Source organism: Serratia sp. PF-27 (assembly GCF_030053255.1).
Taxonomy (GTDB): domain Bacteria; phylum Pseudomonadota; class Gammaproteobacteria; order Enterobacterales; family Enterobacteriaceae; genus Serratia; species Serratia bockelmannii.
The window spans coordinates 503,804-525,688 of record NZ_JASGBT010000021.1; the positions used below are offsets into that span (position 1 = coordinate 503,804).

The following is a 21,885-nucleotide window of genomic DNA, read 5'->3' on the forward strand; positions in this document are numbered from 1 at the left end:
TTGGTAACGTTATAACATATAAATATTTGCGGCAATACGTTAAGCCAACGCTGCGATATAAATTTTTTTAATGCCTTTATGATGTAATTGAGAGAAGGACAAGGACTATGGCAAGCACCCTTCAGCATAAAATATGCACAGATATGGCCCCCTTTCTCCCCGGCATATTGCCGGATCGACTCGCTAATGACTGCGACCTGATCGGCCTCGGGCTCGACTCGCTGGCGATGATGAAACTGGCCGCTATGTGGCGTCGGCAAGGTTACGATGTGTCGTTTGCCCGCTTGATTGAACAGCCACGCCTGGATGCCTGGTTGGCTTTGATGACGCAACAAACGCCATCCGCGGAGCAGGAAAAAAAGGCCGTGTTGCCAGGCACACATGAAAACGAACCTTTCCCTCTGGCGCTCATGCAGCATGCATATTGGGTGGGACGCGACAGTGCTCAGCATCTGGGGGGTGTTGCTGCGCATTTCTACCATGAGTTCGATCTACCGCAACTGGATGTTGCACGCCTGGAAAATGCGGTACATCAGTTGCTTGCCCGTCACGGTATGCTAAGGGTGGCCATTCTGGAGGAGGGGCAGCAGCAGGTTCTTGAACACGCGCAGTGGCCCGGGCTTAGGGAATATGATTTACGCCAGGAGACAGCAGATATCGCCACCCTGCGAATGGAGGCGATTCGCGCCGCGCTGTCACATCGCCAGTTAAATATTGCACAAGGCGAGGTGTTTGATGTGCGTGTGACGCATAAGCCCGCCGCCCTCGGTGGTGGCTGCCGCCTGCATTTTAATCTCGATATGATCGCGGCGGATGCCATGAGCCTGCGCGTTCTGTTGGACGATCTGGCGAGGCTCTATCTGGAGCCGCAACAGCCGCTGCCTGTGCTGGATCTCTCCTATTGCCAGTATCAACAACTGCGCCACGCCTGGCTGCAGGAACCGCAGCAGCAGGCGCGCTACGCACAAGACAAGCAGTGGTGGCTGGAGCGTTTAGCCGATTTGCCTGGCGCACCGATGTTGCCCAGCGTTGGGTTAAACCCGGACAGTGCGCAGCAGACGGTGGTCCGTCGCCATCGCTGGTTTGATGCCAGGGCCCGTCAACAGCTGGAGGCCAGTGCGCGTGAACATCAACTGACCTTGCCGATGATGATTGCCGCTGCGTTTGCCGAAGTGCTGACCCAGTTCAGTGACGACGAAGATTTCATTCTTAACCTGCCGTTGTTCAACCGTGAACCGCTGCACACCAGCGTACCTGCGCTGGTGGGAGATTTCACTTCGTCAGTGTTGCTGGCGTGGCGGGGCAGCAACCCCGGCAGTTTCCTTGAACGCGCGCAGCGCCTGCAACAGCAGTTCCGTCAGGATGCGGCACATGCCTGTTTTTCCGGCGTAGAAGTGCTGCGTGAAGCGGCACGCGTGCGCGGTCAGCAGCAGTTTGCTCCCGTGGTATTTACCAGCGCTTTGGGACTGGGAGAGCTGTTCAGCGAACGCGTCCAGCAGGCCTTTGGGCAGCCCGGCTGGATTGTTTCACAGGGGCCACAGGTGTGGCTGGATGCACAAATTACCGAGTTAAATCAAGGTTTTCTGGTGAACTGGGATGCGCGTGAGTCCCGTTTTCCAGCGGGTATGCTTGATTTGATGTTCAATCAATTTACAGGGCTGATTGAGGCACTCATCGCCAGTGAGCAGGCGTGGCAACAGCCGGTGCAGAGTGCGTTACCCTCAGCACAACAGGTCGTACGCCAGCGGGCGAATGCCACCGATGCCCCTTTACCTGAGAGCGATTTGCACAGCGCTTTCTTTCGTCTGGCACAGCTGCAGCCGGAAGCGCCCGCGTTGTTTGGACCCCATCAGGTGCTCAGTTATGGTGAGTTGGCTAAACGTGCACGCCGCCTGGCGACCCATCTGCTCAATCAGGGCGTGCAGCCAGGGGAACTGGTGGCGATCGCTTTGCCCAAAGGACCGGAGCAGATCATTGCGGTGTTGGGGGTACTTGCCAGCGGTGCTGCGTGGCTACCGCTCAACCACCTGCAACCGGAGCCGCGCATTAAAGCCATCCTGCAAAATGCCGGGGTGAAACAGGTTATTGACCAACTACCGGATGAAGATTCGCGGCTCCCTCTGGCGGAAGTCACTCACAGCGATCCGCAGCATCTGGCTTACGTTATTTACACCTCTGGCTCAACCGGCACGCCGAAAGGGGTGGAGATCAGCCATCTGGCAGCTAAAAACACCATCGACGATCTTAACCGCCGCTATCCACTGGGCGATCGCATGCGCACTCTGGCGGTGTCGGCGCTGAGCTTTGACCTGGCGGTGTACGATATCTTCGCGCCGCTGTCAGTGGGTGGGGCGGTGGTATGCATTGAGGATGAGAGCTGGCGCGACGCGCAGCGCTGGGTGACGTTGATACGGCAGCATCAGGTCAGCGTACTGAACTGTGTGCCCGCCATTGCGGAGATGACGTTCACCAGTGCCGCTGCGGATAACCTGACGTTACCACTCAGGATTGTGCTGCTGGGCGGCGACTGGGTCCCGCTTGATCTGCCGAAGAAGTTACGCATAGTCGCTGAGCAGTGTCGCTGTATTGCGCTGGGCGGCACGACTGAAACGGCGATCCACTCGACGGTTCAGGAGATCACCACTGTGCCGGCTGAATGGCGCTCGGTGCCCTACGGATATCCGCTTAACAACGTTCGTTGCCGTGTCGTGGACAGCCTGGGCCGGGATCGCTGTGACTGGGTCAGCGGTGAACTGTGGATTGGCGGCGCAGGCGTTGCGCTGGGCTATCGCCACGATCCCGAGCGTACCGCCGACCGTTTTGTCGTAGAGAACGGTGAACGCTGGTATCGCACCGGCGACTTAGCACGCTATCACCCCAGTGGCTCTCTGGAGTTTCTGGGGCGGCGCGATCATCAGGTGAAAGTGCGGGGCTACCGTATTGAGCTGGGCGAAATTGAATCCGCGCTGATTTCCCACCCTGGCGTGGCACGCGGCATTGTTCTGCTCGATGATGAACAACATCTGGTGGCGGCCTATACCAGCCAGCAGCCGGTGGAGAGTGCGGCGCTGCGTCAGCATCTGCAACGTTATCTGCCGCAGGAAATGGTACCGGAACGACTGGTGGCACTGTCTGAACTTCCGCTCAGCCACAACGGCAAAATTGATCGCAATTTACTGCGACAGTTACTGGCCGACCTTACACCGGAAACGGCCCATACCTACGAGGCTGCCTTGCCAGGTGTAGAACAACAGGTGGCTGCGATCTGGCATAAAACACTCGGTATATTACCGGGTCGTCAGGATAATTTCTTCATGGCAGGCGGTGATTCACTGCTGGCTACCCGTGCCGTGGCAGAACTTCGTCGCCAGGGATTTAGCGATGTTACCCTTTCAAAACTCTTTGCTCATCCGGTATTGGCAGATTTCTGCCAGACATTGCGCGGCAATCAACCGACAACCGCCACGCCTGCCATCGTTCATGATGCTAACGGGCGTTACGATACCTTCCCGCTGACGGATGTGCAGCAGGCTTACCTGTTTGGCCGGGAAAGTGAGTTTGCGCTGGGCGGCATTGGCTGTACGTTCTATCGTGAATTTGAGGTTAATCATCTGGATCTCGCACAACTGGAGCGCGCGGTGAACCAGTTGATTGTGCGCCATGACATGCTGCGGGCGGTATTCAGTAACGGCCAGCAGCAGGTTCAAAAAGAGGTGCCGCACTATCAGATCCCGCTGTTCAACCAGCCGGGTGAAGATAACATTGGTCTGCAACGCGCAGAATATGCCTCACACAGCTTCGATCCACAGCACTGGCCGCTCTTTAGCGTCAGCGTGGCGCAGTGGGGTGAAGCGCATCGAGTGGCAATTGCTATCGACAACCTGATCCTTGATGCGCTCAGTATCCTGTTGTTCTATCAGGAACTGGACGCGCTCTATCATCAGCGTTCGTTGCCGACCGTCCCCGCTGTTCAGTTCCGTGATGCGCTACTGGCACGCCTGCCACAGCAGGCGCAACGTGAGGCTGCCTGGGACTGGTGGCGGCCACGTCTCGACCACCTGCCGCTGGCTCCGCAGTTGCCGCTGGCCCGGCAACCTGAAGCGATATCGGTACCGAAGTTTACCCGCCGTGAGTACTGGCTGGGTTCGGATCGCTGGCAGCAGCTGATGCGAAAAGCCCGCCAACACGGTGTAACACCTTCAGCGGTGATGCTCAACGCATTTGCGACAGTACTGCGGCGCTGGAGCCATCAGCCGGACTTTACCCTCAATTTGACCCTGTTTGATCGTCCTGAAGGCCACGATGATATGACCCGAGTGATGGGGGATTTCACTTCGCTGGTTTTGGTGCCGTGTCGTCATGCCGACGGCGGCTGGCTGGATGAAGTTTGCCAGGTACAACGCGATATGTGGGGCGCGCTGGATCACCGTTCGCTCTCAGCCGTTGAGGTACTCCGTGAACTGGCTCGCCTGCATCAGGCGCCTGAACTGGTGATGCCGGTGGTGTTTACCAGCGCTTTGGGAATTAGCGCAGAACCGGAGCAGGGCATCTTCAGTCAACCCGTTTATGGCCTGTCACAAACGCCGCAGGTCTGGCTGGATCACCAGTTAACCGAGCTGGCAGGCGGTGTCTCGCTGGTCTGGGATGCGGTAGAGGCTCTGTTCCCGGCGGGTATGCTGGATGCGATGTTCACCGCCTATCAGCAGCTCATCCATCATTTATGTGACCATAACTGGCTGCAGTCGCTTCCCGACCTCTTGCCTGTGCCCCAACGTCAGGTGCGAGAGGCAATCACTGCCGCCGCACATCACCCCTATGTAGCGGAAACATTGCATCACGCTTTTTTCCAGCAAGCCAGTCAGACACCGCAGCTGGTGGCGTTGATTTGGATGCAAGAGCAGCAAACCTGTCAGCTTTCTTATGCTGAGCTGGCACAGCAGGCGCTGAAACTGGCGCACTGGTTGCAACTGCAGGGGACGCTGGCGGGCGATAGGGTGGCGATTTCACTCCCGAAAGGCCCGCAGCAGGTGATCGCGGTGCTGGGGGTGTTGGCTGCGGGGGCCAGTTGGGTACCGATTGGTATCGATCAGCCACAGGCACGCAAACAGGCGATTTTGCAAAGGGCTGACGTACGGCTGATGCTCGATCAGAACACGCCCTTGACCGGCGATCAGGCCGTGCAGACGGAAGTCGCGGCGTTGGCTCATCCGGTAGCAATCTCCCCCCAACAGCTGGCGTATGTCATCTTCACATCTGGCTCGACCGGAGAACCTAAAGGCGTTGAGATGTGCCACGCCGCCAGCCATAACACGGTGCACGATTTGCGCCAGCGACTGGCGATACAGCCGCAAGACCGCATTCTGGCGCTCTCGGCACTCGATTTTGATCTTTCGGTATTTGATCTGTTTGCGCCGTTAGGCTGCGGGGCCGCGCTGGTGATGGTGGATGAGGAGTACCGTCGCGATGCAGCTCACTGGATACACTTAATGCAAACTCATCGGGTCACCCTGTGGAATTCAGTGCCAGCGCTGCTGGAAATGCTGCTGACAGCCGCGCAAAACGTCACGTTGCCTGCGCTGCGGGCGTCGTTGATTTCCGGTGACTGGGTCCCCCTGTCGCTGCCAGAGAGATTACAAATGAGCGCCCCGGGATGTCGTTTACTGGCGTTGGGGGGCGCCACCGAAGCCGCTATCTGGTCAAACATTTTCCCGGTGACCACGATCAAACCTGACTGGCGTTCGATCCCATATGGCTACCCGCTACATAATCAGCGCTGGCGTGTGCTTAATGCGGTCAATGCCGATTGTCCTGACTGGGTGGAGGGCGAACTGCTCATCGGCGGTGCGGGTCTGGCTCGCGGCTATCTCGGCGATCCAGCGCTGACTGAGGCTCGTTTCCCTGTGCTTGATGGCGAGCGCTGGTATCGTACCGGCGACCGCGGCCGCTACTGGCCAGACGGTACGCTGGAGTTCCTGGGTCGACTGGATACGCAGATGAAGCTGCGCGGCCATCGCATTGAGGCCGGTGAGGTTGAACAGGCATTGCAGACGCTTAAAGGCATCGACCAGGCGGTGGTCTCATTGTGGCACGATGGCATCACACAGCGACTTGTAGCTGCCGTCGCCCCCCACACTCCTACCTGTGTCGAGCAGGATGAGGTATTCCATCCTGACAGTACTCAACGCGGTCTGCTGCAGTATGAATCGGCGGTGGCCGAACACATTCTGACGGAGCTCCTGCAACTGCCTGCGCAAGTCGGTGCAGTCTGGCAAGTGAACGCGCTTCAGCCCGATGAAAAGGGCGAGCAGGTGCTGCAGCTGTGGCTGAAATGGCTGGTGTCGCGTGGTGTGGTTCAGCCACAGGATACACACTACATTGCCACCGGAACTGCTGCCGTGATCGCCAGACCTGAAACGGCGCAGATCGTTGCGGCACGCACCCGTTATGCCAGCTGGCGCGCCATGTTGCGAGGTGAGCAAGACCATGTCGCACTGCTGACCGACAGCGTATTCAGCCCTGCCAGCCTGTCGGCCGCGGATGATGAGACACGGCAATGGTTGTCACAGCTGGCGCTGCATGTTAACAGCCTGCACCACCAGAGCGGCAAGCCGATCAACATCGTGGAACTCAACGGGGCCAGCGGTCAGCACAGTGCTGCGCTGCTGGCGCGCCTGCCGCAGGGCAGCGTGCATTACACCTTGCTTGAATCCTCCCCATTGGCGCTGGAGCAAGCGCGGACTCAACTCGCAAACAGCGGTCATCAGATCGATTTCTTGTTGCTGAATGAACTGTATGTGCCGGAAGAACTGCAAAACTCGGCTGACATCGTGCTGGCGGCGAATGCGTTGCACCGCTACGTCCAACCCTTACATGGGTTGAAGGCAGCTTCTCAGTTGCTGAGGCCTACAGGAGAGCTGTGGATGATGGAACGCCAGTGCCTGACACCGGTTGCCATGATCAGCGCCGGGCTGCTGGCGGGAGGATATGGCAATAGCAAAAAAGATCCGCTGCGTACTGGCGCGGTGTGGCAGCAACGAGCTCAGGCCAGTGGTTTTACATCCTGTGAGTGTAACCTCAGCGGTCTCGCCGCCACCTTAACTCTACGCCCTTCACATCATCATACGCTGCCCGATGACTGGTCGAGTCAGCTGGCGGAAAAACTGCCCAAAGCCATGGTGCCGGAGCGGTTGGTTCTGCTGACACATCTGCCATTGACCGCAAACGGTAAGGTTGATCGTAAGCGCCTGCAGTCACTGTATGACAATCTGCCCAGGTCACAACAACAGCAGGAAACACTCAGTGAAACTGAAGAAAAACTCGCTCAGCTATGGGGAACATTACTTGGCATTACGCCGCACATCGGCCGCCAGCAGGGCTTTTTTGAATTAGGGGGGGATAGTTTGCTGGCCACTCGTCTGATTAACCTTATCCGTGATGAATTTGCCGTCGATATCGCGCTGCGAAAAGTCTTTAGCGCACCTGGCCTGCAGGCAATGGCTGCCGAGATTGAGGCACAGCAGGCTCAGGTTGCCACCATGGAAGGAGGTGTTCTGTGATTGGTATTTTGGGAGGATTTGGTGCCGTAGGCAGCGAGGTCGCACGTATCCTGCATCAGTGGGGGGAAACTTCGCTGCGCGTGGGAGGGCGTCACCCGCAACCTGTCGCCTGGGCACAAAGCTGCTATGTGGATGTGAGTGACGAAGAAAGTCTCATGGCTTTCGCCACCGACTGTCGGTTGATCGTGAACTGTGCTGCGCCTTCGGCACGACTGTCACAACAGGTGGCGAACCGACTGCACGCCGCAGGTATTCCGCTGGTTGACGCGGGCGGAATTGATTGCCCGGCAGCGTTAACACCTCCGGTTGGCCGGCATCCGGGCAGCGCGTTGTTCGCAGCAGGCGCATTGCCAGGTTTGTCCGGCATTCTTCCTGTGTGGCTGGCGCGTAAGCTGGGCCGCGTCGATGCGTTGCACTGCTGGTTTGGCGTGTTTGATCGTTTCACCCCAGGCGGAGCAGAAGACTATCTTGAGGGTGTGCTGCGCACGCCAGCCTCTCAGCATACCCTGCCGCGGCGACAGTCCAACGTCATCCTGCCTTTCTTTCCACGCCCGGTGCTGCTGCAGCCGTATGAAGATGAGGAGTCGCTCCGGGTCACCGAACAACTGGCGCTTCGTTACAGTCGATGGTATCTCGCGCTTGATGGTGAACACCTGGCCCGCGCGTTAGAAACAGCGCGTGTATTACCACGAGAGGCAGCAATACAGGCGGTGGTGGAGGGGGCGACACTGGATGTGGCGGGTCGACATGCATGGGTTAACTTTTTGATCCAGGTAGATGGCGTGCGTCAGGGCACTAGCACCACGTTAACCTTATTGCTGAGAGCGCCGGGCATTGCTCAGTTAACCGCCGCCTGCGCGGCGGCATGCGCTAAATGGCTGCTGAAGTCACCTGAGCCAGTCCTGGGGCTGGCAGCCGAATGCATCGATATCGAAGCGTTCATGCTGCTGTTCTGCCAGGAGCAAACCGGTATTGATATTGAGTTGTTTGACCGCGGGATTGAGCATTTAAACGAAATGAGCGGAGGTGCGCTATGAACGCGGTACCGTTAAAGGTGCTGGTATGTGGCTCCACTTTTGGCCAGTTCTGGTTGGCAGCACTGCAGCGTTATCCACTGCGCTTTAAAGTGGTGGGGCTACTGGCGAGCGGCAGCGCACGTAGCCGTGATTGCGCGCAACGCTATGACATTCCGCTCTACACCGATATCGCCTCATTACCTGAAGACATTGACCTGGCCTGCGTGGTGTTGCGTGCTACCGTGATGGGCGGTGCAGGCAGCGTTCTGGCACAGCAACTGATGGCCAGGCGCATTCATATCATTCAGGAGCAGCCTGTACATCATGATGAGGTGGTGGCGAACCTGCGCTCAGCGCGTGAATTCGGTGTGCAGTATCGGCTCGGCAACCTCTATCCACATCTGCCGGCGGTGCAGCAGTTCATTCAGTCTGCCCACCGCCTACTGCGGCGGCAAAAGCTTCAGTTTATTGATGCTGCGTGTGCCAGCCAGGTGGCGTTCCCACTGATCGCGATACTGGTGGAAGCCCTTGGTGCACCTCGCCCGTGGCAGTTTCATGCCCAGGCGCAATTACCAGAGGCACCTTTCCAGGTGGTGCAGGGACAGTTGGCCGGAATCCCCTTAACGTTGAGTGTACATAACGAAGTCGATCCACAGGACCCTGACAACCATTTCCAGCTGTTGCAACAGATCACGCTGGGCTTGCCCGCGGGACGGTTATCGTTGATCGATACACATGGACCCGTGATGTGGTTCCCGCGTTTGCATATCCCTGAGGCGGTAAAACGCGACCGCGATTTTAGCAGCCCGCAATCAGCACATCTGATGGAAGATACCAGCGCCATTATCGGCGAGGTCCAGCGTGCCAGCTGGCGCACCACATTGGCGGAACACTGGCCAGAAGCCATTGCCCAGGATTTACTGGCGCTGGCGGAGAGCATCTTGTCTCCTGAGGCCCCCCGCTGGAGTCCGCAATCCCTGTTAGCTCAATGTCAGATGTGGCAGGCGCTGACCAAAACACTCGGCTATCCGCGCCTAAATCCGGACCAGCGGTTTGAACCTCTGGCGCGTACCTTGCTGCCTGTCACCACCGGGCTGGAACCTAAAGCCACCCCACAGTGGGATTTTACCCAGCGGGCAGAGCTGCTGGTGAGTGGCATTACTGCTCAGCAGGTGACGGATTTTGTCGCGCGGATGGATGAAGCTTGCCTGAACGCCATGCTGTTTAGCCTGCAACAGGGAGGCGCGTTGACGCATCCCGATCAGGGTCACGACCTGCCAGGGATTTTGCAACAACTCCAGGTGGCCGAAGCGCATCACGCCCTGATTGGACGCTGGCTGATGCTGCTGGCCGATGCCGGTCTGGTGATGCAACGAGGCGCGCACTACTTTAGCCGACGAACGATCGGCTATACCGAGCTGCATCACAGCTGGCAGGCGGTGCACAGGGTGTGGGACAACCGCCTGGGCTCTGCCACTTTTATCGATTATCTGTGGCAAAACGCGGAAAAGCTGGGTGAGCTGATGTGCGGCGAACAGAAGGCGGCACTGTTGCTGTTCCCGGAAGGCCGTAACGATATTGCCGATGCGGTCTATCGCCATACCATCACCGCCCGTTATCTCAACACCCTGATTGCCGACTGGGTCCTGAAGCAGCTCAGCCAGCGAACGGCACCGCTAAAAGTACTGGAGATTGGCGCAGGCACCGGTGCCACCACCGAACGGGTACGGGAACGGCTGCATGAGGTGTATGGGGAAACGCCGCCGCTCAACTGGCTGTTTAGCGATGTCTCACGCTTTTTCTTGGTGAATGCGCAACAGCGCTATAGCCATCTCTCCTGGCTCTCGACTGCACTGATCGATATTGACCGCCCCCTGACCGAACAAGGCATCGCTGCAGATTCCCAGGATCTGCTGGTAATGGCGGGGGTACTGAACAATGCACGGAACAGCGAGCAAACCATTCGTTGGCTAGCGGAGGTGTTACAACCGGGCGGTGGCATGTTAATCACCGAACCGACGCGGGAACATCTGGAAATTCTCACCTCACAGGCCTTTATGATGCCGCCACCACAGGATGACCGACAGCGCAGTGAACAGCGTTTTCTTTCACCAGAGCAGTGGCAGGATCTGCTACAGCGCACCGGGTTGATTTGTGAGGCTTGCCTGCCCGACGAGGGGCATGTGCTCGCACCGCTCGGACAGCGCCTGTTTATCGCACGGAGGCCCGGCAATGCTTAGGTGCAGCCATATTCTCTGCAAAGTCGATAACATTCGTGACTGCGTAGCCCAGCTTGAACAGGCTGGGTTCAGCGTGCAGTGGGGGGGCGATCCGGCTCGGGCACACAATGCGCTGGTGTGGTTTGAAGAGGGACCGTTTCTGGAGTTCTTTGAACTGCCGCGTTGGTTCCGCTGGCTGAGCTATCCCTTTGGCTGGCGCTTCGGTTCCAGCGCCGGTCAACGTCTTAGGGGGTGGGCGCAGGCTGGCGAGGGCTGGTGTGATGTGGCGCTGGAACCTGAACAGTATCAGCCCGAAGCGCCACTTAGCCTGGATAACGTCAGTCAGCATTTGCGTCAGCAGGCGCTGGCAGGTTCGCGCGTCGTAAATGGCAGCCGTAAATCGGTACAGGGTGAAAGGGTGAACTATCGCTTTATGATGCCGCGCGGTAACCATCTGCCGTTTATCGTCTCTCATTACCACCCGCTGCAGCGGCCGGTTTGCGTCCGGCATGCCAATGGCGCACGCGCCGTGACCCGGGTGGATTTTCATATCCCGCTGCCCAGCCACCGCCAGTTGCAACGCCTGTTGCCTACGGACCGCTGGCTCAAGAGTCAGCACGGTGAGCGGCGCTATGTCAGCAGCGTGGTTTTACAGGGGTGGCAGGCACTGCCGCAGACATCCGAATTTATTCAGTCGTTATTTAACCCGTCGCAGGAGGCGTAATGCGTGAGCTATTTTCTGCCTTACAGCAGGTGCTGGAAGGGGATTTACTGTTGCCGCAGCATGCGGAATACGAAGTTGCACGCCGGGTACGCAACGCCCGTATTGACTGCCGGCCCACCGCGATTGTGCGCTGTGTCAGCGTGCAGGATATTCAACAGTCACTTCAACTGGCGGAGATTCAGCAACTGCCGGTTGCGCTGCGAGGTGGTGGCGCCCACGTGGCCGGTTACGGCACCTGCCAGGATGGGCTGGTGCTTGATCTGTCCCGCATGAAGCAGATCGCTATTGACCCGGATAAACGCCTGGCGCACGTCGCCCCTGGAACCACCTGGGGCGAACTGGATGCGGCAACGCAGGCGTACGGTCTGGCGGTACCCGGCCCGCGTAATCCCACGATCGGTATCGCCGGGCACACCCTGGGCGGCGGCGTTGGTGACCTGTCGCGCCAGTTTGGCCTGACCAGCGATAACCTGGTGAGCTGCGAGCTGGTTACGTTGTCCGGTGACGTGCTGGAAGTGAACCCACAGCACGATGCTGAACTGTTCTGGGGTTTGCGCGGCGCGGGCGCCAATTTTGGCGTGGTATCGCGTTTTACGTTTCAATTGCATCCCGTTGAGGGCGTCGTGGCCGGCGTGCTCGCGTGGCCCGCACGGGACATTCCTGTTGTGTTGCGCCGGGCACGTAACTGGCTGGCGCAGGCACCGGATCAGGCCTCGTTGATTGCCCTTGTCTGGACGGCACCGCCGCTGCCATTTTTGCCAGAATCACTGCATTTTGAGCGCAGTATCATGCTCATTCCCACCTGGTTTGGTGCGCCAGAGCAGGCGGAACAAGTACTTGCGCCCCTTAAGGTGGGCGCGTTGTGCGACACGCTGCAACCGATGCGTTACGTCGATTATCAGCGCCTTCTGCCCTCGGCGCCCAACTACCTACAGCAGCATGTTTACAACCGTGGCGAATTGCTGCGTGAACTGGATGATGACACGCTCGAACGACTGCTGGCGCTGTTCCAGCGTGCTGGCCCGAATTTCTCGCTGGTGTTTGGTGCACTTGGCGGTGCCATTGCCCGCGCCCCGGCGGGCGCAACTGCGTTTGCTCATCGAGATGCCAACTGGTTTGTTGAAGTCTGCGCCCAGTGGTACGGCGAGCCCGATAACCCAGCGATGCTTGCACCGGCCATTGAGGCCTGGCAACAGCTGCAAGCGGTGAGCTGCGGTCCTTACGCCAACCTGCTGCCTGACCATGAGCCGCGTTGGGCGCAGGCCACGTATGGCAGCGGCTGGGCACGCCTGGCGGCACTCAAACAGAGATTTGACCCGACTAATCGCCTGTGTTTTAACGTCAATATTCCGCCCCGGTCATCCCGCGCGATGGCTCCGGGCAAGGAGGATTTAGCATGACTGACCACTCCATCGCCTTTGAGCTGCTTCAACGCCTGCGCAACCGTGGCGCACAACTGTGGGAGGAGCAGGGCAAGCTAAACTACCGCGCGCCGCAGGGCGTGATTTCAGCGGATGATTTACACACGCTGAGGGCCCATAAAGCCAATGTGTTAGCCATTCTCGCAGGAGAACAGCAGCAGACCACGCTCATAGCCGATGAGACTGCGCGCTTCGCATCGTTTCCTCTAAGCCAGGTGCAGGCGGCGTATCTGGTCGGGCGTAATGATGCCTTTGGCTATGGCGGTGTGGCCTGCCATGTTTATCTGGAGGTGAATTATCCACTGCTGCAACATGCCAGAGTCAGCGCTATCTGGAATGAGCTGGTCGCGCGACACGACATGCTACGTGCGGTATTTGATCGCAGTGGCAGCCAGCGCGTTTTACCCGATGTGCCGGAACTGATCATTGACTGCGCGAGTAGCGGAGCGGAGCAGGGCGAAGCGCTGCTGGACAGCGTGAAGCAGCAGATGGGGCATCGACTCTACCAGCCCGAGCAGTGGCCGCTGTTCAGCCTGAGTCTGTCGCAGTTGCCGGCACGCAGCGTGCTGCATTTGTCGATGGACTTCCTGATTGCCGACTGGGCCAGTATCTGGCTATTGTTGGGCGAGTTTGAAGCGCGTTACCAGCATCCTGACCAGCCGCTGCCTCCGCTAAAGATTCAGTTCCGCGATTATCTGCTGGCGGAGCGCGGCATGGATGAGTCACCGGCGGCCCAACGCGATCGTGCCTGGTGGCAGCAGCGTATTCCTCAGTTGCCCGCCTCGCCGCAGCTCCCGTTGCTTGATACACAGGAACGACAGCCCGCACGCTTTACACGACGTTTTTTGCAACTGCCGGAGGAACGCTGGGCGGCACTCAAACAGCAGGCGGCACAGTGCGGTATTACCCCTACAGCGGCGGTGTTAACCGCCTATGCCAGCGTGCTGCAGCGTTGGTCTGCCAGCGAACACTTCTGCCTCAATCTGACGGTACTTAACCGCCAGCCGCTGCATGAGCAGGTGGATCGTCTGGTGGGCGATTTCACCTCGGTCAGCCTGCTGGAGGTCGATCAACGCCGTCCAATGAGCTGGGCGGAGCGCGCCAGCGCCATCAGCCAGCAATTGTATGATGACCTGGATCATCGCCTTTGTTCCGGCGTCGAGGTGATCCGTGAACTGGCTCGCGCCAAAGGGCGCGATTACGCTTTGATGCCTTATGTTTTTACCAGTGCCATCGGCCTGGTACCTACCGATGCAGAAAACGCGTTGCAGGGCAAACTGGATGGACGTGGCATTACCCAGACGCCGCAGGTGTTTATCGACTGTCAGGCGATGGACAGTGCTGCCGGTTTACAGGTCAACTGGGATGTGCGCGACGGGGTATTCCCGTCGGGGATGATCGACGATCTGTTTGCGAGCTTTGAATCACTGCTGAATGCCATGGCGCAAGAAGATGCGATTTGGCAGCAGACCGCGCAGGTTGCACTCCCCGAATGGCAACGTGAACAACGGTTGCAGGTCAATGATACCCACGCACCGCTACCCGAAGGCGGGCTGCACCAGCCATTCTTCGCACAGGCTCACCTGACCCCGGATGCGCTGGCGGTGATCGATCCCCAGCAGCAGATGACTTACCGTCAACTGGCGGACGCAGCCTTGCGCATTGCCGGCCATCTGCAACGGCATGGCGTTGCCATCGGCGAACCGGTCGCGATCACGTTGGAAAAAGGCGTAATGCAGGCCGCGGCGGTGTTGGGTGCCATGGCTGTGGGGGCGGTCTGGGTGCCAGTCGATGTCTCACAGCCGGCGGAACGTCGCCGGCAAATTCTGGCAAACGCGGGTATCCAACGGGTACTGACCCAGCAACAGGTAGTAGAGTGCGGCGTCAGTGGAGAGTGGCGTATTGATGTGGATGCACTGAACGGCAGCGAGCCTCTGCTGGACCCACACGCGTCGCGCAGTAGCGATGCGGCCTATATCATCTACACCTCTGGTTCCACCGGCCAGCCCAAAGGGGTGGTTATGGGACATCAGGCGGCACGGAATACAGTTGAAGATATCAACCGACGTTTCGCCGTGCGGGCCACCGACCGCGTGCTGGCGCTGGCGCAACTCGGCTTTGATTTGGCGATTTATGATCTGTTCGGGCCGCTGAGCGTGGGTGGCGCGGTAATCTATCCTGAACCGGCACGCGCCACCGATCCCTCGCACTGGATTGAATGCATCGAATCACAACAAGTGACCCTCTGGAATAGCGTACCTGCGCTGATGCAGATGCTGGAGAGTGCGCTCCAGCACCAGCAACTGGCGAGTTTGCGACTGGCATTACTCTCAGGTGACTGGATCCCTTTAACGCTGCCGGAATCACTGGCGACGCGTCTGCCACAGCTTCAGCTGGTAGCGCTCGGTGGTGCGACTGAAGCAGCCATCTGGTCTAACTATCACTGCTGGCAGGGCCGTGATGCCACGTGGCGCAGCATCCCTTACGGTCTGCCGCTCAGCAATCAGGGTTTCCGCGTGCTGGATGACAACATGGCGGATTGCCCTGTGTGGTTGCCTGGCAATCTTTACATCAGCGGTGCGGGACTGGCGCAAGGCTATCTTAAAGATGCTGAGAAAACTGCGCGCCACTTTATCCATCATCCGCATGATCAACAGCGACTGTACTGGACCGGCGATCGCGCCCGCTATCTGCCGAACGGTGAACTGGAATTTCTTGGCCGCGCGGACAATCAGCTCAAAATCAAAGGGCACCGCATCGAACCCGGGGAAATCGAAGCGGCGCTTAGCGCTTTACCAGGCGTGGAGAGTGCTTGCGTGGTGCCCCATGGCGAAGGTAGCCAGCGGCAACTTCTGGCATTAGTCAGCGCGCAGCGTCAACCAGCGAACCCCGTGGATTACGACCGCCTGACAGATAGTATTGATACTGCAACCGCAGGTCTTGTGCAGAACATCACCGCTACGCAGTTACAACAGGCGATGACAGCCCTGGATGCTGTGGTATTACAACAGATGCGCGACACGCTGCAAGCTTATGGTCTTAATGATGAATTCAGTGAAGCTCAGCTACGAGAAACACCCGTGAATGCTCGCTTCTTCTGGCTGGTGCGCCGCTGGCAAGCGATGCTTGCGCAGGCTGGCGCTTTGCCTGATTACAGCTGGCAGCAGGTTGACGCGCTGTGGCAGCCTCTGCTCGATGGCCCGGCATTTCTGGCTTACATCCGCAGCAACCTGGAGAATCTCGCCGGGCTGCTCGAAGGGCGTGTTGATGCTCAGAAGCTGCTGTTCCCGCAGGGGCAACTGACCAACGTGCAAGCGCTGTATCGTGAAAATCTGATGGCGAAGTACCTGAACCAGGCAGTCAGTGCCCTGACGAGCCTGATTGCACAGCAGCGCGTCCAGCGGCCTTTACGTATCCTCGAAGTTGGCGCAGGCACTGGCGGCACGACGGCGGATGTGCTGGCAGCGTTGAGCGAGCAGACGATTGAATACCACTTTACTGATGTGGCGGCCTTCTTCCTGCCTGAAGCGCGTGCCCGCTACGGCCAACGAGCGGGCATGCATTTTGGCCTGCTGAATATTGACGATGATATTCGCTCGCAGGGCTATTGCCCGGAGAGCTTTGATATTGTGCTGGCCGCCGGGGTACTGGAAAACGCCCGTGACCAACGCCGGGCACTGGAAAATATCCAGTTACTGACCGCGCCACAAGGCTGGGTGATCCTGACGGAGCCGACGCGTGAATGTCCGTGGATCATGGCTTCTCAGGCATTCATGATGACGCCACCGGAAGACAGCGAACGTCAGCAGGAGAGCTATCTTGATCAGCATGGCTGGCAGGCGCTGATGCAATCGGTCAGCGGTGATCCGGTGCTGTGCCTGCCGCGACCAGGTCACGTGCTGCATTATCAGGGCTTCCATTTGCTGGCACAACAAATCAAACGCGATCGTCTGCCGCTGTATCCGCAAGTGCTGCTTGATGCGCTGCAACAGAAATTACCGCGCTATATGATCCCGGCGCAGATTCAGTCGGTTGCAGCACTGCCGCTAACGGCAAACGGAAAAGTGGATCGTAATACAGTCGTCAACTGGTGGGTGGAGGAGGCTGCAGAGCATGATACGCCGCCAGGCCTGCAACCGCAGGGGGATGCGCTTGAGCAGTTGCTGTGCCAGCATTGGGCTGAAACGCTCGGAATTAAACAGATCGCGCTCGACCAGGATGTGTATAACCTGGGGGCTGACTCGCTGATCATGGCACGCATGGCAGGCAAGTTGCGACAGGTGCTGGCCGCTGACCCCTGGCAGATGGGAGATATACCCTTTGACACTTTGCTGCGTCATATGCTGAATGGCCCAACGGTGCGCGCGCTGGCGCAGGCCATCCGTTCGCAGCATGCACCTGATGCGGCTGCCGCAGCGCCTCAAGCCGGAGAGAAACTGCAGCCAGAAATCGAGGGACGGGCTGAGGGCAGCAACGGTATTCTGCTGCCGATGGGGGGCGGGAGTGAAGGCCCGCTGCGGGTGGTGTTCCATGCCGGCCTGGGTACCATGGATTGCTTCCGCCCGATGCTGGCGGAGCTGGAGAAAGATCCACGCGGGCCGGTCATCGGCATTGTGATTGCCGATACCGCACAATATTGCGCCTTGTCCCCACAACAGGCGGTTGAGCGCATGGCAGATGATTACGCACAACGCCTGCTGGCCACCGGACATAGCCGCTTCCAGCTGATTGGCTACTGTCTGGGCGGGTTGTTTGCGGTAGAAGTGGCGCGTCGCCTCAGCGAGCAGGGCGCAGAAATCGCTGACCTGGTGCTGATCAGCAGCCATCCGGTGTTGTTCGAGGTGCAGGATGATCTGATGATCGAATCGCTGTTTATCCCCAATCTGCACATTACGCTGGCGCAGGCCGGTTTCGGTGAGGTTGATGGCGATGCATTAGTGAAGGGCTTTATGCAGGTGATTGAGCAACATCATGGTCGCATTCCGCAGGGTGCGCTGGCGCAGTTACCCGGCGCAGCAGGCTTGTTTTTCCAACAGATGCAGTCATTACCGATTGAAGAGCGTTTTGCGCGTTATGTCGCGGGTGTTGAACAGTTCACCGGTCAGCAGATGCCAGCCGAAATGGCACTGGGCCTGTTCCGCGTATTCCGCCAGAGTTTCCATGCCGCACACTTCACCCCCAGCACTTATGTCGGCGATATCCGCTTCCTGTTGCCCAATCAGGGCTCTGGATTCGCACCGGGTATGGATGACAATACGCTGAACTTCTGGCGTAACGTCTGCCTGGGCGATCTGCAGGTTACTTCGATTGCGGGTAATCACTTCAGTTGCATCGATACGCCCAACGCACAAGCCGTGGCGCAGCGGGTGAATGAGGGGCTGAAATGAAGTTACTGGGACAGCCTGGCAGGCTAGTGGCAAGCGTGCCGAAGGTGGCGCGCTCACTTAACCTGGCACTTCTTTTTGGCAGCGTGGCGGGCTTGCTAAACGTCAGCGGCATAGCGCTGCTGGCATGGGCGGTGACGCCATTACTGTCTGTCCCGATGTTACCACCGCCGTCATTTATCGCCCTCACCGGCAGTGTGCTGCTGTTGGTGCTGGCATTCTGGTTGCGCTTACAGGCAGAAGCACGGGCCCACGAAGCCAGTTATCAATTAGAGGAAGTGCTGCGCGGGCGTCTTGTGGAGCACCTCAGTTGTTTGCCGCTTGGAGTGGTACAGCAATGGGGCAGTGGGCGGTTACGTAAAATCCTCCAGGAGGATGTTAAAGCGCTGCATATTGCGGTGGCGGATGCGGTGCCGTTTATCGGTGCCAGTCTGAGTCAACCGCTGGCCGCGCTGCTGGTGCTGGCGCTGGTGCAGTGGCGGCTGGCGCTGGTGGCGTTGCTGTTTTTGCCGATAAATCTCGTGTGTATGGCAATGATGGCGCGTGAAAATCCCCAGCAACGCAACCGATACAATGAGGCCAGTGAGTCAGTCAATGCCGGGGTGATTGAACTGGTGCAGGGTATGGCGGTTATGCGTACCTTTGATAATGGCGCCGCGGGTTGGCGGCGCTTTAACGCGCGGCTGCAACAGTTTACGTCGGCGGTGGAAACCTGGATGGCAGGCAGCAAAGTGCCCTGGAAAATCAATCGTCTGGCAGGTGCCGCGTTACCGACGGCTGCGGTGCTGATGATAGCAGGTTTTGTGCTGTATCAAGCCGGGCAGGTTACCCTGGCGCAGTGGCTGCTGGCGTTGATGTTGGGTACGTTACCCATCAAAGCGCTCGAACCGTTAGTGCACCTGGCTAACTATCTGAATGACGCTGGCGCGGCCTCAGGCCGCATTGAAGAGGTGCTGCGGCAGGACGTGCTGCCAGAGCCACTACATCCGCAGCAACCGCAAGGACACGCACTCAGCCTGAACAAGGTCAGTTTTCACTACCCGGATCAGCCGCAGCCTGCACTCAGCGACGTGTCATTAACGCTCGCAGCGGGAACACGCTGTGCCATTGTCGGGGCTTCCGGTTCGGGAAAATCGACGCTGGCGCGCCTGATCCCGCGTTTTTATGACGTGACAGAGGGTAGCATTACGCTGGGGGGGAGCGATATCCGCCAGATGCGCAGTGATGTGTTGTTGAAGCAGATGGCGCTGGTATTACAGGAGCCGTTTCTTATCAGTGGCACGCTGGAGGAAAATTTACGACTGGCTGCGCCCGAAGCCAGTGATGCAGCGTTGCAGCAAGTTATGGCCGCGACGGGGGTGAGCGAGATCGTTTCGGCACTGCCACAAGGATTAAACACGCAGATCGGTGAGCGAGGGAGCTCGTTATCGGGCGGCCAGCGTCAGCGTGTGACCCTGGCCCGCGCACTGCTGAGCAATGCGCCCGTGCTGGTAATGGATGAAGCAACTTCTTATCTCGATGCACACAACGAAAGGCATATTCAGCAGGCACTGGCGCAACTCGCGCCGGATCGCATTGTGATCACTATTGCTCATCGTTTGCAGACGGTCATTGACGCGGATGTGATTGTGGTGATGCACGAAGGCAGAGTGGCTGAGCAAGGCCGTCATGCTGACTTGCTGAAGCAGGGCGGTTATTACGCGCGTCTGTGGCAGCACTATCAGCTTGCCAGTCAGTGGACGTTAAAGCGCGAGGGAGAAGTATGATGCGCATTTATCACAACATGATTGCGGTGGCAGGGGAGTTCGCTGCGCCATTTCGCCGAACGTTAGCGTGTGCGGTGGTGGCGGCGATGTTGCAAGCCGCGGGCTGGATTATCACACTGCCGCTGTTTTCGCTCGTATTAACACCGGGCGCACTGCCCGTGCGTGACATCCTGAGCTGGCTAGTGGTGCTCATTGTTTTGCTGCTGCTTGAAGGCATGGTGCGCTGGCGTGAAATGGCTTTTGTCTATGACTACTGGCATCGCGTGACGGAGGCCATGCGTCAGCGGCTGGCACATCGCTTGCGTGCCATGCCGCTGGAGCAGTTGGCACGGCGAAAAAGCGGCGATCTGGCAACGATTCTTGGCAATAACGTCACCTTTGCGGCAACGGCGCTCTCTTCACTGGCTACGCTGGCGATTCAACTGGTGGTGGTACCTGCGGTGGTGCTGGTGTTGATCTTCACGCTGGACTGGCGTCTGGGGGCGCTGCTGCTGGCGGGAACAGGGCTCATCGTGCCGCTGATACGGCGGGCACAACGTGATGCCAATCAGGATTTTCTGCGCATTGATGAAGTGGATGCGGCAGCCAGCGCAGCCATTGTTGAGTATGTGCAGGCTCAGGCGATGTTACGTGCCAGCGGCCGATCTGGCCTGAACGCGCCTTGTTTACGCGGGGTTTTTGCTCACCAGCATCAGGTGCAGCATCAAAGCGGCAATACTGCACGGCTGATTGCCAAAGCACAACTGATCATACAGCTCACTCTGGTGGCTACCGTCGCGTTGGGGATGGGGTTATGCGCAACGCAACAGTTGCCGCTGGCATCACTGCTCTGCCTGACGGTGCTGGTAGCGCAAATGGTAGAGCCTCTGACATTGGGACTTTCCATGGTGCGCCTGTTTGAACTAGCGGACGCGGCGTTGCAGCGGGTGAATGCGGTGCTCAATGAAGCGGATCTGGTCACTGAACTGCCACTCCATCAACCACAGCACTTTGCGATTACGCTCAACAATGTCAGTTTTCACTATCAGCAGCAGGAAAAACCTGCACTCCAGGATGTGACGCTACACATTGCAGAAAAATCCCTGACGGCGTTGGTCGGTCCTTCGGGCGGGGGGAAAACCACGCTAACCCGATTGATGAGTCGCTTTGCCGATCCACAGCAGGGCACTATCACGTTGGGAGGCGCGGAATTAAAGCATATCCCCCCCGATCAGCTTTTAGCACAGGTTTCGGTGGTGTTTCAGGATGTGTGGCTGATGGACGATACGCTGGCGAATAACATCGCGTTAGGTAAACCGCACGCCACGCAGGAGGAGATCATCAACGCTGCACGTAAAGCGCATATTCACCACGTCATTGAAAGTCTGCCGCAGGGTTATGAGACACGGGCGGGTGAAGCGGGGGGGGCGTTGTCGGGTGGAGAACGCCAGAGGGTGGCGATTGCGCGCGCTATTCTTAAAGATGCTCCGGTCGTGTTACTGGACGAGCCTACGTCATCGCTGGACAGCGAATCGGAATATCATGTGCAGCAAGCGATAGACGCACTGGTGGCGGATAAAACGGTGGTGATTGTGGCGCATCGTTTATCCACCATTCGCGCAGCTGACCAAATTGCCTTTATTGAGCAAGGCCGTTGCGTTGAGTGTGGCGACCACGCCAGCTTAATGGCCATAAAGGAGGGACGTTATCGGGCATTAATTGAGGCTCAGCATCACGCCCTCGACAGGTAATCCTTTCTCTTCAGGCACTCACAGCAAAATCGAGTGCCATTCATTCTTCCCCCGGTACTGACAACAAAA

8 protein-coding genes are annotated in these 21,885 nt (G+C 58.4%); all 8 read left to right on the forward strand.

All coding sequences use genetic code 11. The features are described 5' to 3' along the window. Nucleotides 1-107 precede the first annotated feature (107 nt). Genes QMZ29_RS17465 through QMZ29_RS17500 form a run of 8 tightly spaced genes read left to right on the forward strand, consistent with a single transcriptional unit; the run spans nucleotide 108 to nucleotide 21,816 of the window. Nucleotides 108-7,556, forward strand: a complete 7,449-nt coding sequence (locus tag QMZ29_RS17465) for a non-ribosomal peptide synthetase (RefSeq protein ID WP_282995235.1) — start codon at nucleotides 108-110, stop codon at nucleotides 7,554-7,556. Next, complete coding sequence (locus QMZ29_RS17470; RefSeq protein WP_060422563.1) at nucleotides 7,553-8,593, forward strand: Rossmann-fold NAD(P)-binding domain-containing protein; 1,041 nt, start codon at nucleotides 7,553-7,555, stop codon at nucleotides 8,591-8,593. Before QMZ29_RS17465 ends, QMZ29_RS17470 begins: the two co-directional genes overlap by 4 nt. Continuing rightward, the gene (locus tag QMZ29_RS17475; RefSeq protein ID WP_282995234.1) at nucleotides 8,590-10,812 is read left to right on the forward strand and encodes a bifunctional Gfo/Idh/MocA family oxidoreductase/class I SAM-dependent methyltransferase; all 2,223 of its coding nucleotides are present in this window, start codon (nucleotides 8,590-8,592) and stop codon (nucleotides 10,810-10,812) included. Before QMZ29_RS17470 ends, QMZ29_RS17475 begins: the two co-directional genes overlap by 4 nt. Further along, a complete protein-coding gene (locus QMZ29_RS17480; protein WP_052133504.1) occupies nucleotides 10,805-11,515 on the forward strand; it encodes a VOC family protein in 711 nt (236 codons plus the stop codon). Before QMZ29_RS17475 ends, QMZ29_RS17480 begins: the two co-directional genes overlap by 8 nt. Continuing rightward, the gene (locus QMZ29_RS17485) at nucleotides 11,515-12,915 is read left to right on the forward strand and encodes an FAD-binding oxidoreductase (RefSeq protein WP_060422555.1); all 1,401 of its coding nucleotides are present in this window, start codon (nucleotides 11,515-11,517) and stop codon (nucleotides 12,913-12,915) included. Before QMZ29_RS17480 ends, QMZ29_RS17485 begins: the two co-directional genes overlap by 1 nt. Continuing rightward, nucleotides 12,912-18,323: a non-ribosomal peptide synthetase gene (locus tag QMZ29_RS17490; RefSeq protein WP_283225786.1), complete on the forward strand. Its 5,412-nt coding sequence runs from the start codon at nucleotides 12,912-12,914 to the stop codon at nucleotides 18,321-18,323. The genes QMZ29_RS17485 and QMZ29_RS17490 overlap by 4 nt, the downstream gene beginning before the upstream one ends. Then, nucleotides 18,320-20,086 carry an ABC transporter ATP-binding protein gene (locus tag QMZ29_RS17495; protein ID WP_047571354.1) on the forward strand — a complete coding sequence of 589 codons (1,767 nt, stop codon included), beginning with the start codon at nucleotides 18,320-18,322 and terminating at the stop codon, nucleotides 20,084-20,086. The genes QMZ29_RS17490 and QMZ29_RS17495 overlap by 4 nt, the downstream gene beginning before the upstream one ends. Beyond that, a complete protein-coding gene (locus QMZ29_RS17500; protein ID WP_072265211.1) occupies nucleotides 20,083-21,816 on the forward strand; it encodes an ABC transporter ATP-binding protein in 1,734 nt (577 codons plus the stop codon). The genes QMZ29_RS17495 and QMZ29_RS17500 overlap by 4 nt, the downstream gene beginning before the upstream one ends. The last annotated feature ends 69 nt before the right edge of the window (nucleotides 21,817-21,885 follow it).